Raw genomic sequence first — 13,967 nt, forward strand, 5'->3', positions numbered from 1 at the left:
CCCGCCAGCTCGGTGATCTCAGCCCTGTTCGGACGAATACTCCGGTCGCCGCCAGACATAAACCATCACGCCGATCATGACCGCCGCGACGGCAGCCTGAAGCGGTCGCGAATTCGTTTCGAGGAAGATCAGCGAAAAGCTCGCGATCATGCTGATCATGATCACCCATTTCGTGGTGCGGGAAATAGCCCCTGACGATTGCCAGTTCCGGATCAGCTTGCCGAAGCGGGGATGGGTCGTCAGCCAAAGCTGCATCTTTGGAGAAGACCGGGAGAAGCAGGCTGCTGCCAGTACGAGGAAGACGATGCCTGGAATCAGAGGAACGACCAAGGCTACCACCCCGAAGCCCAGGCAAAGGCACCCGATCACGAAATAGAACGGGCGCTGCCAGCTTGCTGTCGATTTACCGGTCATCTCCATCTGGAGGCCTTTTCTTTTGGAGCACGTCTTACTTCGGCAAAGCGATTATGGCCGGTCGCAAGAGGAGGGAATCCTACCGCGACGCCAGCGGCCCGGTATCGCTTCTTCGATGTTTCAAGAACGAGTTGGGTTCAAACGGCTTTTCTCGCCGCGATGAACCCCTCGTGCTCGCGGATCAAGCCGCCGTCGAGCGCCTTGGCGATCAGCCTGCGGGTGTTGTCGAGCCCGTAGATTGCGGCGAAGGAACCGAAGCGCGGGCCCTGATCCTCGCCGAACATCACCTGATAGATCGCCTTCCACCAGTCGCCCGAGACACCGGGCCGCTCAGGTGTCGCATTCTTGGCGGTGAGATTCTGATAGCGCGGGATGGCACGGGCGACATCGAGCGCTGCATCCTGGACCTCTTCGGCGCTTGCATCCGCCGGGAGCGCCGCGAGCGCCGCGTCGAGCGCGATGAAGGCCGCGCGCTCGGTCTCGTCGGCCGGGCGATAATGCTTTGCCGGCTTTACGAAGTCGCGGAAATAGGCGAGCGCGTAGCCGACGAGCGCGTCGAGCCGCGGATGCGTCGCCGGCGAGATGCCGGGCGCGTAGCGCTGAAGGAAGCCCCAGAGCACGGCCTTGTCCTCGGAATTCGCGACTGCGACGAGGTTCATCAACAGCGAGAAGGTGATCTGCGTGCGCACCGCATTGTCGCCCGCGCCGGTGGCGATCACCTCCGGCTGCGGCGGCTCGCCGGCATGGATGTGCCAGGTCGGATTGCCGAGGCGGTTCTTCCAGTCCTGGCGCTCATAGCCGCCGAGGGACGTGAGATAATCGTCGACCGCGCGCGGGATCACGTCGAAATGCAGCTTCTTGGCCTCGCGCGGACGCGAGTACATGAACAGCGCCAGCGACTCCGGCGGGCCGTAGCTCAGCCAGTCCTCGATGGTGAGGCCGTTGCCCTTCGACTTCGAGATCTTCTGGCCCTGCTCGTCGAGGAAGAGCTCGTAGTTGAAGCCTTCGGGCGGTGTGCCGTCGATGGCGCGGGCGATCTGCGAGGAGACCTTGACCGAGTCGATCAGGTCCTTGCCGGCCATCTCGTAATCGACGCCGAGCGCGACCCAGCGCATTGCCCAGTCCGGCTTCCATTGCAGCTTGGCATGGCCGCCGGTCACGGGCGTGGTGAAGCGCTCGCCCGTTGCCGGATCGGTCCAGGTGATGGTGCCGGCCGTAACGTCGCGCGCCTCGATCGGCACCTGCATGACGATCCGGGTCTTGGGGTGGATCGGCAGGAAGGGCGAATAGGTCGCGGCGCGCTCCTCGCGCAGCGTCGCCAGCATGATCGACATGACCTTGTCGAAGCGGGCCAGCACCTTGAGCAGGGTCGCGTCGAACTCGCCGGCGCGATAGGCGTCGGTCGAGGACTTGAACTCGTAGTCGAAGCCGAACTGGTCGAGGAAGGCGCAGAGGCGGGCATTGTTGTGCCGGCCGAACGAGTCATGCGTGCCGAACGGGTCCGGCACCTCGGTCAGCGGCTTGCCGAGATGCTGCGCCAGCAGCTCCTTGTTCGGGACATTATCCGGCACCTTGCGCAGCCCGTCGAGATCGTCCGAGAAGGCGACCAGCCGGGTCGGGATGGCGCCGTCGGTCAGCACCTGAAAGGCGTGGCGCACCATCGAGGTGCGCGCGACCTCGCCGAACGTGCCGATATGCGGCAAGCCGGAGGGGCCATAGCCGGTCTCGAACACCGCCTCCCGCTTGCCCGATTTCTGCAACCGCGCGACGAGCTTCTTGGCTTCCTCGAACGGCCAGGCGGCCGAGACGCGGGCGGCTTCGATCAGCGCGGGGTCGAAAGCGGGCATTTTGGCTTCAGGTCTCGCTGGACAGGGCAGGGAAGCGCGCGGTTTCGCAGATATGCACGTGCGGCGCAACATCCACACTGGCCTAGGGGCGATCTCCTCGACGTGGGAGCCCTCCCCCCGCTTGCGGTGGGGAGGGTTGGGTGGGGGGCAGTGCCGCTTGGTGAGAGCTGAAAGAAGACCCGAGCCCTGCTTTGCGGCCCCCCATCCCTAACCCTTCCCCACCGCAAGCGGGGGGAAGGGAAATGCGCGCATGTCTCGAAGCGATTTGCTCTGTGCCCGTTGACACCAGAATGGAAAACGCCTGCCCGAAAAAGCGGCAGACAACCCCGGCCGGTCAATTGACTCCCGATAGAGCCTCGCTAGCGTCGTCGTACAACATAAGCAGGGGTCGGCTTCGATGGTTCGTGATGTGAAGTGGGGGCAGTCCGGCTCGCAGCCGGCCGGCGAAGGTCTGGCGTGGGCATTCACCCGCCGTATCGCATTGGCGGGCGCAGCGGCGCTGGCCTTGGGCGCAATGTCTCCGGCGCAGGCGCAGACCGCGGTGAAGTTCACGCTCGACTGGGTGTTCCAGGGGCCGACCTCTCCCTTCCTGGTGGCGCTTGAGAAGGGCTACTACAAGGCCGAGGGGCTCGACGTCACCATGGATCCCGGCCAAGGCTCGGCCGGCGCGGTCCAGCGCGTCGCCACCGGCGCCTACGATATCGGCTTCGCCGACGTGAACTCGCTGATCGAGTACAACGCCAAGAATGCCGGCAAGGAGATCCTTTGCGTCTTCATGGCCTATGACTTCCCGCCCTTCGGCGTGCACACGCTGAAGAAGACCGGGATCAGCAAGCCGGCGGATCTCGCCGGCAAGAAGCTCGGCGCGCCGGTGTTCGACGCCTCGTTCCGGCTCTTCCCAGCCTTCGCCAAGAAGGTCGGCATCGACGCCAAGACCGTCAATCACGTCAACCTGACGCCGCAGTTGCGCGAGCAGTCGATGGTGCAAGGCACGGTCGACTTCATCAGCGGCCACTTCTTCTCGTCGGTGCTCGACCTGAAGGCGCGCGGCGTGAAGCAGGAGGACATCGTCTCCTTCAACTACTCCGACTACAAGATGGACGTGTACGGCAACGGCATCATCATCTCGCCGGCTTTCGCCGAGAAGCCTGAGGTGGTCAAAGGCTTCCTGCGCGCCACCGCCAAGGCCTGGAAGGAGGTCGCCGCCAACCCGGCCGTCGGTCTCGCCGCGGTGAAGAAGCGCGACCCGCTGATCGACGAGAAGCTCGAGACCGAGCGCCTCGACCTGTCGCTGAAGATGAACGTGCTGACGCCCTTCGTGAAGGAGAACGGCATGGGCGATGTCGACCCGGCGCGCTTTGCCCGCTCGGTCGTCGACGTCGCTGACGCCTTCGGCCTGCCCGCTGCGCCTGCGGCCGACAAGGTGTTCACCAACAAGTTCCTGCCGTCCAAGGCGGAGCGCATGGTCGCGCCGTGAGGAACGGACGCGACCTACCCCCTCTCCCCCTGCGGGAGAGGGTTGGGGTGAGGGGTCGCGCGACGCCGATCGTAAGCCCAGTGCCGCGTTTTCCGGAACTTTCCAGACCTGCGCGACCCCTCATCCGGCCCTGCGGGCCACCTTCTCCCGCAGGGGGAGAAGGGAGCGGCGGCACGTTGCGCGCTGCTTCCACAGCCTTCGCACAAGCCCGAGAATGACGCCCTTCATGCCGGCTTCCTCCGACACCCCTCTCGTCGAATTGCGCAAGGTCAGTCTCGCCTATGGCAGCGGCCCCTCGCGCATACTGGCGCTGGAGGATGCGACGCTCGACATCGCCAAGGGCGAGTTCATCGCCGTGGTCGGGCCCTCCGGCTGCGGCAAGTCGACTTTGATGAAGCTCGTCACCGGTCTTCTGCCGCCGACGGGTGGCGAGGTCCGCGTCCATGGCCAGCCGGTCAAAGGCCCGATCCGCGGTGTCGGCATGGCCTTCCAGGCGCCGACGCTGATGCCCTGGCGCACGACGCGCGACAATATCCTGCTGCCGCTCGAAGTGGTCGAGCCGCATAAGCGCCGCTTCCGCAGGAACAAGGCGGAGTATATCGAACGCGTCGAGAAACTGCTCGCCTCGGTCGGCCTCGGCGGCTTCGGTGACAAGTTCCCCTGGCAGCTCTCGGGCGGCATGCAGCAGCGCTCGAGCCTGTGCCGGGCACTGGTACACGAGCCCGAGATCATGATGCTCGACGAGCCCTTCGGCGCTCTCGATGCCTTCACGCGCGAGGAGCTCTGGGGCGTGATGCAGGCGCTGTGGCTGGAGCGGCGCTTCACCGCCGTTCTCGTGACGCACGATCTGCGCGAAGCGGTCTATCTCGCCGACACTGTCTATGTGATGAGCCGGCGGCCGGGACGGATCGTCAAGGTCAGCAAGATCGAGCTGCCGCGGCCGAGGACGCTGGAAACCACCTTCACCGCCGAGTTCGTCGACATCGTCCACGACCTGCGCGAGCGTATTCATATGGAGCATGCGTGATGAGAGGGCAATCAGGTGAAGGCGATGCGCATTCCCTTCCCCCCGCTTGCGGTGGGGAAGGGTTAGGGTTGGGGGGTCGGAAAGCCGGGTTCGACCCTTTTTCCAGCTTTTACCAAGCGGCACTGCCCCCCACCCAACCTTCCCCACCGCAAGCGGGGGGAGGGCTTGCGCGCGCCAACAGCCGTGAAAAAATCCTTTGGCAGGTTGTCCTGGGCCAACGCAATCCCCCGCAGGACCAGGACAATGACTGATACGCAGAGGCGGCTTCTGCTCGTCGCCATGCCCTGGCTCGCCATGGCGGGCCTGCTGATCCTTTGGGAGCTCGCCTGCATCGTCTTCGACGTGCCGGAGATCCTGGCGCCGAGGCCGACGCGCATCTTCGAGGTGATGGTCCTGCGCTGGGACATCCTGCTGAAATACTGCCTGGAGACACTGTGGACGACGGCGATCGGCTTCGTGCTGGCGATCGGCTTCGGCGTCCTGCTCGGCCTCGCCGTCGGCGCCTCGCCCTTCGTCTATTCCGGCCTCTATCCGCTGCTGATCGCCTTCAATGCCGTGCCCAAGGTCGCGATCGTGCCGATCCTGATGATCTGGCTCGGTGTTGGGGCGCTGCCGGCGATCATCACCGCCTTCGTCATTTCCTTCTTCCCGATCGTGGTGAACGTCGCGACCGGCCTCGCCACGATTGAGCCGGAGATGCGCGACGTGATGCGCTCGCTCGGCGCCAGCCAATGGGAGATCCTGACCAAGGTCGGCGTTCCCCGCGCCATGCCCTATCTCTTCGCCAGCCTGAAGGTCGCGGTGACGCTCGCCTTCATCGGCTCGGTGATCTCCGAGACGGTCGGCGGCAATCGCGGCATCGGCTTCCTGATGCTCTCAGCGGGCGCCCGCAACGACTCCGCCACCACCTTCGCTGGGCTCTTCGCCATCGCCATCATGGGCGTCTTGATGTATGCCGCCTGCGCCCTCGTGGAGCGGCGGATGACGCGCTGGGCCTTCCGCGGCGAGATCGTGGGCTGAGGGGCATTCTGCTACTAGTGACAGAGTTGCCTCGCAACAATATACAGTCAATCCATTCAGTGCTTCGCCCGGACCGCATCGATGGATTGGCTTCCTGACCTGACCCAGAGCGACAAGCCGCGCTATCTCGCCATTGCCGACCGCATCGCCGCCGACATTGCCGCAGGGACGCTATCGGCGGGTGATCGGCTGCCGCCGCAGCGGCGGCTGGCCGAGGCGCTTGCGGTCGACTTCACCACGGTAGCGCGCGGCTATGTCGAGGCGCAGCGGCGCGGCCTGGTCGAGTCGCGGGTCGGGCAGGGGACCTTTGTCAAGGCTGCGCCAGCCAGGATTGTGGCGCCGCGCGCGCCCTCGCCGGAACTGGTCGATCTCTCCATGACCCTGCCGCCGGAGCCCGATGATCCGGCGCTGATTGCCCGGCTGCAGCAGGGCATGATGGAGGTCAGCGAGAAGCTGGTCAGCCTGCTACGTTACCAGCCGCTCGGCGGTGCGCCGGCGGACAAGGCCGCAGCGAGCCTGTGGCTCGGCCGGCGCGGCCTGACCCTGCCATCCGAACAGCTCTTCGTCGTGCCGGGCGCGAATGCAGCCCTGCTGGCGATCTTGAGCAGCCTCACCAAGCCTGGCGATGCTGTGCTGTGCGAGGCGCTGACCTATCCCGGTATCCGCTCGATCTGCGCGCAACTCGGCCTGTTCCTGACCGGCCTGGCGATGGATGGCGACGGGCTCGATCCCGAAGCTTTCGCCGATGGTTGCGCACGATTGAAGCCGAAGGCGCTCTATCTCAACCCGATCCTGCAGAATCCGACGACGATCACCATGCCGGAGCGGCGGCGCCTTGAGATCGTGGCGATCGCCCGCCGTCATGGCGTGGCGATCATCGAGGACGACGCCTATGGCTTCGTTCCCCTGCAGGCACCTGCGCCGTTTGCCGCGATCGCGCCTGAGCTGACCTGGCACATCGCCGGCCTGTCGAAATGCCTCGGGGCCGGTCTGCGCCTCGCCTATGTCGTCGTGCCGGATATCCGCTCGGGTTGGCCCTTCGCTGCCGCCTTGCGCGCCAGCAGCATCATGGCCTCGCCGCTGACCGCGGCGCTGGCGACGCGCTGGATCGAGAATGGCAGCGCCGATGCACTGCTCGATTTCCTCCGGGCGGAGATGACGGCGCGGCAGCAGCTTGCGGCCGAGATACTGCCGGCAGGCAGCTATCGCGTCGATCCGCTGAGCTTCAATCTCTGGCTCGAATTGCCGCCGCCCTGGACGCGCGCCGCCTTTGTCGGACAGATGCAGGCAACCGGGATCGGCGTTGTCGCCAGCGACGCCTTCGCTGCGCTGGGCCCGCCTCCCGAAGCCGCCCGGATCTGTCTCGGCGGACCGATCGGCCGCAAGGCGCTCGGCGACGTGCTTGCCTTCATGGCCCATGCGCTCGAGCAGGCGCCGGAGGTCAGCGGCCGCGCGCTGTAGGCGGTCCTCCGACCAAACACACCGTCATTCCGGCTGGAGCGAAGCGGAACGCCGGAATCCATCGTAGAGCTCCGGTACCCTTCGATGGATTCCGGAGCTGCGCGGCTTCGCCGCTTGTCCGGAATGACGGCCCAGAGGTGGATAGGCCTGCGACAGTGTCGCGCGTCTGCGAATATTGACTGCAATCAATATCAGCGCTATGTCGCGGTCAATCTCCGGTAAATGCAGTCAATCATGTTGCATCACCGTCAGGAGGACGACATGGCACATCAGCATTGGCCGGCGCTGTCTCCGCTCAAGACCGGCCTGCGCGGCCGCTGCCCGCGCTGCGGCGAGGGCCAGCTCTTCGACGGCTTCCTGACATTGAAGCCGCGCTGCGAGGCGTGCGGGCTCGACTATTCCTTCGCCGATCCGGCGGATGGGCCGGCCTTCTTCGTGATGATGTTCGTCTGCGTGCCGGCTGTCGCCTTCCCGCTCTGGCTGGAGCTGAGCTACCAGCCGTCGACCTGGGTCCACCTGGTCACGACATTGCCACTCGTCCTGCTCACCTGCATCCCGCCCCTGCGGCCGCTGAAGGGCTGGCTCGTCGCCTCGCAATTCTTCTACAAGGCCGAAGAGGGGCGCCTGGCCAAGCCGAACCTGCCGTCCAAGGACGAGGCTCAGAACGGGCTCACCGGGAAGAACCGGATGAACAGCCTGGCATAGGTGCCGTCGTCCCAGAGGCTTTGCAGCGCGTAGTCGATCGCCCGCTTGAGAGCGAGATCGTCCTTGCGCAGCAGGAAGCCGACGCCTTCGCCGAAATAGCGCGCCTCGAGATAGGGCCCGCCGGCGAAGGCGAACTCGCTGCCGCCGCGGCCGGCGATGGTCAGCGAAAGCGAGACCCCGTCTCCGAAGACATATTCGGCATCGCCGCTGCGCAGCAGCGCGAGAGCCGCCTGCAGGTCCGGCGCCGTGCGGCGCTGGATGAAGGGCGCGAGGCGCTCGAGGAAGGCCTCATGTGCGGTTCCGGCGACGACGGCGACGCGCGTGCCGCGCAATGCCGCCAGCTCGATGTCGGGCCGGGCATTGCCGCGCGTCGTCAGCAGCCTTGCCGGTGAACGGTGGTAAATCTGGCTCGCGGCAAAGCGCGTGCGCAGCTCTGCCGTTACGGGAATGGCGGCGGCGAGCACGTCGCCGCGTCCCTCGGCCAGCGAGTCCAGCAGAGTGTCGAAGCGGCGCGCCTGGATGGTGCAGCTCAGGGCCAGTTTCTCGCAGACCGCGCGCGCGAGCTCGACCGAGAAGCCGGTGATGCCGCCTTCGGGCGTGGCGAAGTGCATCGGCGGGAAGTCGTCGTCGGTCAGGAAGCGGATCACCCGCGGCGGGCCGAGATCTGGCCGCTCGACCCGCACGTTCGGATCCCAGTAATTCGGCACGACATAGGAGGAGGGCGGCTGCGCCTGGGCTTTCGCTCCACCTGAGTGCAGGAGCAGCAAAGCGGCGAGGGCGCTCGTGGCCAGGGCGTTGGCGAAGCGGGCGATCATTGTCCGCATCTGGCGTCAGGGTGGGGCGGGGATCAAGAGGCTGCGGCTGTCAGATGAAGGCGCGGGATCCCCTCTCCTGGAAGGAGAGGGGTAGGGGTGAGGTGTTCGGACTGAAAACGCTGGCCTGAAACTGGCCGCGCGGTGAGCGTTCGCGGCGCTGGTCAAACGGCCTACACCTCATCCTACCCTTTCCTTACAGGAGAGGGTTCCCCGCGCTTGGCGTGGCGTGTCGAGCCCTAACCCAGCGCCGCCGCCGTCGCCTTCGCGCCCTTCTGGAACAGGCTGTCGAGATGAGCCGCCACGACCTGTGTGAAGCGCTCCTCTCGCGGCAGGTCGTCGCCGAAGATCGCGACGATGCCGAACAGGGCCGTGCTCAGTGCCACGGCATCGCGGCCAAGGGCCTTGGCGCGGAGCGCGAATTCGGCGGCAAGCGGATCACGCACGTCGATCGGCTCGCCCTTCTCGTCGATGCCGGCGACATAGGCCATCCAGGTGGCGACGCCGAGCGCGAGATGGTCGATCGGCGCGCCGGCCTTCAGCCGCTCGCGGATGGTGCCGAGCAGGCGCTGCGGCAGCTTCTGCGAGCCGTCCATGGCGATCTGCCAGGTGCGGTGGCGGATCGCCGGGTTCTGGAAGCGGGCGAGCAGGTCGCCGGCGTAAGCCTTGAGGTCGACGCCCTGCGGGGCCGGCACGGCCGGGATGATCTCGGCCCATAGCCCCTGCAGGAAGCGGGCGAAGACCGGATCGCCGCTCGCCGCCGCGACCGTCTCATGCCCGGCGAGATAGCCGAGATAGGCGAGACTCGAATGGGCACCGTTGAGCATGCGCAGCTTCATGAATTCGAAGGGGGCGACCTCCGAGACCATCTGCGCGCCGACGTGATCCCATCTCGGACGGCCCGCTGCAAATACGTCCTCCACCGCCCATTGCCGGAAGGGCTCGCCGATCACGGGCGCGGCATCGTCGAATCCAAGGAGTCCTGCGACCTCGGCGATGTCGGCCTCGGTCGTGGCCGGCACGATCCGGTCGACCATGGTCGAGGGAAAGGCTCCGTTGGCCTCGATCCAGGCGGCGAGGGTGTCGTCGCGCAGCGCCGCAAAGTCGCGGACGAGGCCGGCCAGCACATGGCCGTTGGAGGGGAGGTTGTCGCAGCAGAGCGCGGTGAACGGGCCGAGCCCGGCGGCCTTGCGGGCGGCGAGGCCGGCGACGATCAGGCCGACCGCCGAGCGCGGGGCACCGGGATTGGCGAGGTCGTGGACGATGTCGGGGTGATCGGCCTTGAGCCTGCCCGTTGCCGGATCGTGGCAGTAGCCCTTCTCGGTGACGGTGAGCGAGACGATCCTGGTCTCGGGCGCGGCGAGCTTCGCCACCAGCGCCTGCGGGTTCTCGGGCGCGACAAGCACGTCGAGCACCGAGCCGATGACGCGCAGCTCCGGGCCGGCCGGAGCCCGCTTCAGGAAGGTATAGAGCCCGTCCTGGGGTTTGAGCCGGTCGCGCTGGTCCGGCCGCTGGAGGCTGGCGCCGATGATGCCCCAGGCGCCGAACTCCGTCTCCAGGGCATCGTCGGTGAACTCGCACAGATGGGCGCGGGTGAAGGCGCCGAGGCCGAGATGGACGATGCCGGGCTGGAGCTTGCCCCGGTCATAGCCCGGCCGCCTGACGGCGGCCGGGAGGGTGGAGAGCGTGGCGGAGGACAGGCGCGTCAATGGAACAGCCTCGGCAGCCAGAGGGAGATGCCGGGCACATAGGTCACCAGCAGCAGCACGGCAACCGAGGCGCCGTAGAACGGCCAGATCGTGCGCATGGATTCACCGATCGAGATCCGCCCGATGGCGCAGGCGACGAACTGCACCGAGCCGACCGGCGGGGTGTTGAGGCCGATGCCGGCATTGAGGATCAGGATCACGCCGAAATGCACGGGGTCGACGCCGAAGGCCTTGACCACCGGCAGGAAGATCGGCGTGCAGATGATGATCATCGGCGCCATGTCCATAAAGGTGCCAAGGACCAGCAGGATCAGGTTGATCATCAGGAGGATGACGAGCGGGTTGTCGGAGACCGCCTTCATCGCCAGGATCGTCGCCTGCGGCACCTGCAGGAAGGCCATCAGCCAGCCGAAGGAGCCGGCCGTGCCGATCACCAGCAGGACCATCGCGGTGGTGCGGACAGCGCCGAGCGTGGCCTCGACGAAGGCGGTCCAGGTCAATTGGCGGTAGACCAGGATGGTGACGAGGATGGCGTAGACCACCGCGACGCAGGAGGATTCCGTCGCGGTGAAGACGCCGGAGCGGACGCCGCCGAAGATGATGCCGATCAGCAGGATGCCGGGGGTGGCGACGACGACATAGCGGCCGACGGCGGCGAAGCCCGGAAAGGCCTCGCGCGGATAGCCGCGCTTCACCGCCACTGCCCAGGCCGCGACCATCAGCGAGCCGCAGAGCAGCAGGCCGGGGACGACGCCGGCGGTGAACAGGTCGGCGATCGAGATGTTGCCGCCCGCCGAGAGCGAATAGATGATCATGTTGTGCGAGGGCGGGATCAAAAGCGCGATGATCGCAGCGTTCGCCGTGACGTTGACGGCGTAGTCGGCGTCGTAGCCACGCTTCTTCATCTGCGGGATCATCAGGCCGCCGACGGCGGAGGCATCGGCCACGGCCGAGCCGGAAATGCCGCCGAAGAGCGTGCAGGTCACGACATTGACCTGGCCAAGACCGCCGCGCAGATGGCCGACCAGGCTCGACGCCATCTGGATCAGCCGCTCGGCGATGCCGCCGCGGATCATCAGGTCGCCGGCATAGATGAAGAACGGGATCGCCATCATGGCGAAGGCGTTCATGCCGGAATTCATCTGCTGAAAGACGACGACCGGCGGCAGGCCCATATAGACCACGGTCGCGACCGAGGCGATGCCGAGGCAGAAGGCGACGGGCACGCCGATCAGCAGCAGCAGCGAGAAGGTGCCGAAGAGAACCCAGAGTTCCATTCCTCAGACCTCCTGCTCGGAGCCGAAATGGCCGAAGCCGAGCGGGGCCTGCTTCTCGCCGGTGACGAAGAGCAGCATCTTCTCGAGCGCGAACAGGGCGATCAGCGCGCCGCCGGCGGCGATCGGGACATAGTCCCAGCCGCGCGAGATGCCGATGATCGGCATGCGGTCGCTCCAGGTCCCGGCGGCGAGCTGGCTGCCATAGCCGAGCATCGCCAGGCCGAAGAAGCAGACCAGGCCCTCGCCGATGAGAACGAGCGCGGCCCGCACAGGCGGCGGCGACATGGCGAGCCCGACCTCGAAGCCGAGATGATCGCTCTCGCGCACGCCGACGGCGGCGCCGAGCAGGATGAACCAGGACATCAGGAAGAGCGAGCCGGCCTCGACCCAGGTCGGCGTGTCGTTCAGCACATAGCGACCGAACACGCCCCAGGCGACCATGACCGTCATCAGGACGAGGCCGGTTCCGGCGATGAACAGGGCGTAGAGGCTGAGCTTGGCGCCGAGGCGCGTCAGAAGCGCGGTAAAGGCGTGCATGGGATGTCCGAGAATGACGAGGGCGAAGGCCGTTCTTTCGTCATTGCGAGCGTAGCGAAGCAATCCAGAAGGTTTCGCACAGCGGCCCCTAGATTGCTTCGTCGCTTTCGCTCCTCGCAATGACGCAGAAGAGATGCGCCGGCCGGGAGGCCGGCGCAGGCAGTCACTTCACCGCCTGGATGGCGGCGACCATTTCCTTCAGCTTGGGATCGGTGACGAACTTGTCGTAGACCGGCTTCATCGCGTCGATGAAGGGCTGCTTCTCGATGGCGTTGACCTGGGCGCCGCCGGCCTTGACCTTCGCCTCCGAGGCCTTCTCGCGGGCATCCCAGAGCTCGCGCATCTTCGCGATCGATTCCTTGGCGGCAGCCTTGATCAGCGCCTGGTCGGCGGCGTTGAACTTGTCGAAGCTCTTCTTCGACATCACCAGCACCTCCGGCGAGAGCGAGTGCTCGGTCTGCGAATAGAACTTCGAGACCTCGAAATGCCGGGTCGACTCATAGGACGGCCAGTTGTTCTCGGCGCCGTCGATGACGCCGGTCTGCAGCGCCGAATAGACCTCGCCGAACGGCATCGGCGTGGCGTTGGCGCCGAGCGCCGAGACCAGGCTGACGAACATGTCGGACTGCTGGACTCGGATCTTCATGCCCTTCATGTCCGCGGGCGTCTTGATCGGCCGCTTGGAGTTGTAGAACGAGCGCGAACCGGAATCGTAGAAGGCGAGGCCGATCAGGTCGTGCTTCTCGAAATCCTTCAGCAGATTGTCGCCGATCGGGCCGTCCATGACCTTCCGCATATGATCGACCGAGCGGAAGATGAAGGGCAGGGACGGCACATTGGTCGCCGGGATCAGGTTGTTGAACGGCGCCATGTTGATGCGATTGATGTCGATGACACCGAAGCGCGTCTGGTCGATCGTGTCCTTCTCCTGGCCGAGCTGGGCCGAGTGGAAGACGTTGATCTTGATCCGCCCTTGCGTGCGCTCATCGAGCAGCTTGCTCATGTGGCGGACGGCCTCGACCGTCGGATAGTCGGTCGGATGGATGTCGGTCGAGCGCAGGGTGACGTTCTGCGCCTGAGCCGAGGTCGCGAGCAGCGCGGCGAACGCGACGCCGGTGAGCGCGGAGAAACTCCGTCGATTGAGCATGGTTTCAGTCCTCTCCCCAAAATGTTTGCCGGCTTATTCCGGTCGTTGTTGTCCCCTGACGGGAGCCGCGCCGGCACGGCCGGCACGGCGAGCTCTCACAAAAATTCCGTCCGCATCGGTGTGAAGGAATCGATCAATTGCCCGGCCTCGATGTTGACGACGCCGTGGACGAGGTTCTCGGGCACGAAGAAGGTATCGCCGGCGGAAAGCCGGCTGGTCTTGCCGTCGATGGTGACGTCGAAGACGCCGCTCTCGACATAGGACGCCTGGCGGTGCGGGTGCTGGTGCGCCTTGCCGATCGCACCTTTCTCGAAGACGACGCGGACCACCATCAGATCCGGCCCATAGGCCATGATCTTGCGCTTGACGCCGGGCTCGGTCGGCTCCCAGGCGATGTCAGCGTCGTGCTGGAAGAAGGAGTTGAGACGCTCGCTCATCGCCGAGCTCCTGGCGCTGCCGCGTTCCCTTCCCCCCGCTTGCGGTGGGGAAGGGTTAGGGATGGGGGGCCGCAACGCAGGACGCGGCCGTTCTCCC

The 13,967-nt window shown here is 66.0% G+C and carries 13 protein-coding genes; 5 read left to right on the top strand and 8 right to left on the bottom strand.

Annotation, left to right across the window (positions count from 1 at the left end):
* Positions 1–18: 18 nt before the first annotated feature.
* Together ACSQ24_RS04090 and ACSQ24_RS04095 are read right to left on the bottom strand one after the other, a co-directional pair.
* On the bottom strand, positions 19–420 hold the full coding sequence (locus ACSQ24_RS04090) for a YbaN family protein (protein ID WP_436093449.1): 402 nt from the start codon (positions 418–420) through the stop codon (positions 19–21).
* Between the two features lie 131 nt (positions 421–551).
* Complete coding sequence (locus tag ACSQ24_RS04095) at positions 552–2,261, bottom strand: lysine--tRNA ligase (protein ID WP_436093450.1); 1,710 nt, start codon at positions 2,259–2,261, stop codon at positions 552–554.
* A gap of 397 nt (positions 2,262–2,658) precedes the next feature.
* On the opposite strand from ACSQ24_RS04095, the gene ACSQ24_RS04100 reads away from it, so the two are divergent.
* From ACSQ24_RS04100 to ACSQ24_RS04120, 5 genes are all read left to right on the top strand, one after another.
* Complete coding sequence (locus tag ACSQ24_RS04100) at positions 2,659–3,738, top strand: ABC transporter substrate-binding protein (RefSeq protein ID WP_436093451.1); 1,080 nt, start codon at positions 2,659–2,661, stop codon at positions 3,736–3,738.
* Positions 3,739–3,964: 226 nt separating this feature from the next.
* Entirely contained in the window at positions 3,965–4,765 is an 801-nt protein-coding gene (locus tag ACSQ24_RS04105) for an ABC transporter ATP-binding protein (protein WP_436093452.1), read from the top strand.
* Positions 4,766–5,008: 243 nt separating this feature from the next.
* Positions 5,009–5,785 carry an ABC transporter permease gene (locus ACSQ24_RS04110; RefSeq protein ID WP_436093453.1) on the top strand — a complete coding sequence of 259 codons (777 nt, stop codon included), beginning with the start codon at positions 5,009–5,011 and terminating at the stop codon, positions 5,783–5,785.
* 81 nt (positions 5,786–5,866) lie between these two features.
* Positions 5,867–7,246, top strand: a complete 1,380-nt coding sequence (locus ACSQ24_RS04115; RefSeq protein ID WP_436093454.1) for a PLP-dependent aminotransferase family protein — start codon at positions 5,867–5,869, stop codon at positions 7,244–7,246.
* Between the two features lie 261 nt (positions 7,247–7,507).
* On the top strand, positions 7,508–7,951 hold the full coding sequence (locus ACSQ24_RS04120; protein ID WP_436093455.1) for a DUF983 domain-containing protein: 444 nt from the start codon (positions 7,508–7,510) through the stop codon (positions 7,949–7,951).
* Here the strand turns inward: ACSQ24_RS04120 and ACSQ24_RS04125 are convergent.
* The 6 genes from ACSQ24_RS04125 to ACSQ24_RS04150 form a co-directional block, all read right to left on the bottom strand.
* Positions 7,906–8,766: a transporter substrate-binding domain-containing protein gene (locus ACSQ24_RS04125; RefSeq protein WP_436093456.1), complete on the bottom strand. Its 861-nt coding sequence runs from the start codon at positions 8,764–8,766 to the stop codon at positions 7,906–7,908. The two genes, ACSQ24_RS04120 and ACSQ24_RS04125, sit on opposite strands and share 46 nt — an antisense overlap.
* Before the next feature lie 236 nt (positions 8,767–9,002).
* Positions 9,003–10,472 (bottom strand): mannitol dehydrogenase family protein, encoded by a 1,470-nt coding sequence (locus tag ACSQ24_RS04130; protein WP_436093457.1) that lies wholly within the window; start codon positions 10,470–10,472, stop codon positions 9,003–9,005.
* On the bottom strand, positions 10,469–11,749 hold the full coding sequence (locus ACSQ24_RS04135) for a TRAP transporter large permease (RefSeq protein WP_436093458.1): 1,281 nt from the start codon (positions 11,747–11,749) through the stop codon (positions 10,469–10,471). Before ACSQ24_RS04135 ends, ACSQ24_RS04130 begins: the two co-directional genes overlap by 4 nt.
* 3 nt (positions 11,750–11,752) lie before the next feature.
* The gene (locus ACSQ24_RS04140; protein WP_436093459.1) at positions 11,753–12,286 is read right to left on the bottom strand and encodes a TRAP transporter small permease; all 534 of its coding nucleotides are present in this window, start codon (positions 12,284–12,286) and stop codon (positions 11,753–11,755) included.
* A gap of 163 nt (positions 12,287–12,449) precedes the next feature.
* Positions 12,450–13,433: a TRAP transporter substrate-binding protein gene (locus ACSQ24_RS04145; RefSeq protein ID WP_436093460.1), complete on the bottom strand. Its 984-nt coding sequence runs from the start codon at positions 13,431–13,433 to the stop codon at positions 12,450–12,452.
* Positions 13,434–13,528: 95 nt separating this feature from the next.
* On the bottom strand, positions 13,529–13,870 hold the full coding sequence (locus ACSQ24_RS04150; protein WP_436093461.1) for a cupin domain-containing protein: 342 nt from the start codon (positions 13,868–13,870) through the stop codon (positions 13,529–13,531).
* Positions 13,871–13,967: the final 97 nt, after the last annotated feature.

This window comes from Allobosea sp. LjRoot237 (assembly GCF_964253285.1).
Classification (GTDB): domain Bacteria; phylum Pseudomonadota; class Alphaproteobacteria; order Rhizobiales; family Beijerinckiaceae; genus Allobosea.

What these genes read in the sequence shown, in the direction of transcription:
- ACSQ24_RS04125 (WP_436093456.1), bottom strand. Translation starts at nt 8,766, where the DNA reads ATGATCGCCCGCTTCGCCAACGCCCTGGCCACGAGCGCCCTCGCCGCT.
- ACSQ24_RS04140 (WP_436093459.1), bottom strand. Translation starts at nt 12,286, where the DNA reads ATGCACGCCTTTACCGCGCTTCTGACGCGCCTCGGCGCCAAGCTCAGC.
- ACSQ24_RS04135 (WP_436093458.1), bottom strand. Translation starts at nt 11,749, where the DNA reads ATGGAACTCTGGGTTCTCTTCGGCACCTTCTCGCTGCTGCTGCTGATC.
- ACSQ24_RS04105 (WP_436093452.1), top strand. Translation starts at nt 3,965, where the DNA reads ATGCCGGCTTCCTCCGACACCCCTCTCGTCGAATTGCGCAAGGTCAGT.
- ACSQ24_RS04090 (WP_436093449.1), bottom strand. Translation starts at nt 420, where the DNA reads ATGGAGATGACCGGTAAATCGACAGCAAGCTGGCAGCGCCCGTTCTAT.
- ACSQ24_RS04115 (WP_436093454.1), top strand. Translation starts at nt 5,867, where the DNA reads ATGGATTGGCTTCCTGACCTGACCCAGAGCGACAAGCCGCGCTATCTC.
- ACSQ24_RS04150 (WP_436093461.1), bottom strand. Translation starts at nt 13,870, where the DNA reads ATGAGCGAGCGTCTCAACTCCTTCTTCCAGCACGACGCTGACATCGCC.
- ACSQ24_RS04110 (WP_436093453.1), top strand. Translation starts at nt 5,009, where the DNA reads ATGACTGATACGCAGAGGCGGCTTCTGCTCGTCGCCATGCCCTGGCTC.
- ACSQ24_RS04100 (WP_436093451.1), top strand. Translation starts at nt 2,659, where the DNA reads ATGGTTCGTGATGTGAAGTGGGGGCAGTCCGGCTCGCAGCCGGCCGGC.
- ACSQ24_RS04120 (WP_436093455.1), top strand. Translation starts at nt 7,508, where the DNA reads ATGGCACATCAGCATTGGCCGGCGCTGTCTCCGCTCAAGACCGGCCTG.
- ACSQ24_RS04095 (WP_436093450.1), bottom strand. Translation starts at nt 2,261, where the DNA reads ATGCCCGCTTTCGACCCCGCGCTGATCGAAGCCGCCCGCGTCTCGGCC.
- ACSQ24_RS04145 (WP_436093460.1), bottom strand. Translation starts at nt 13,433, where the DNA reads ATGCTCAATCGACGGAGTTTCTCCGCGCTCACCGGCGTCGCGTTCGCC.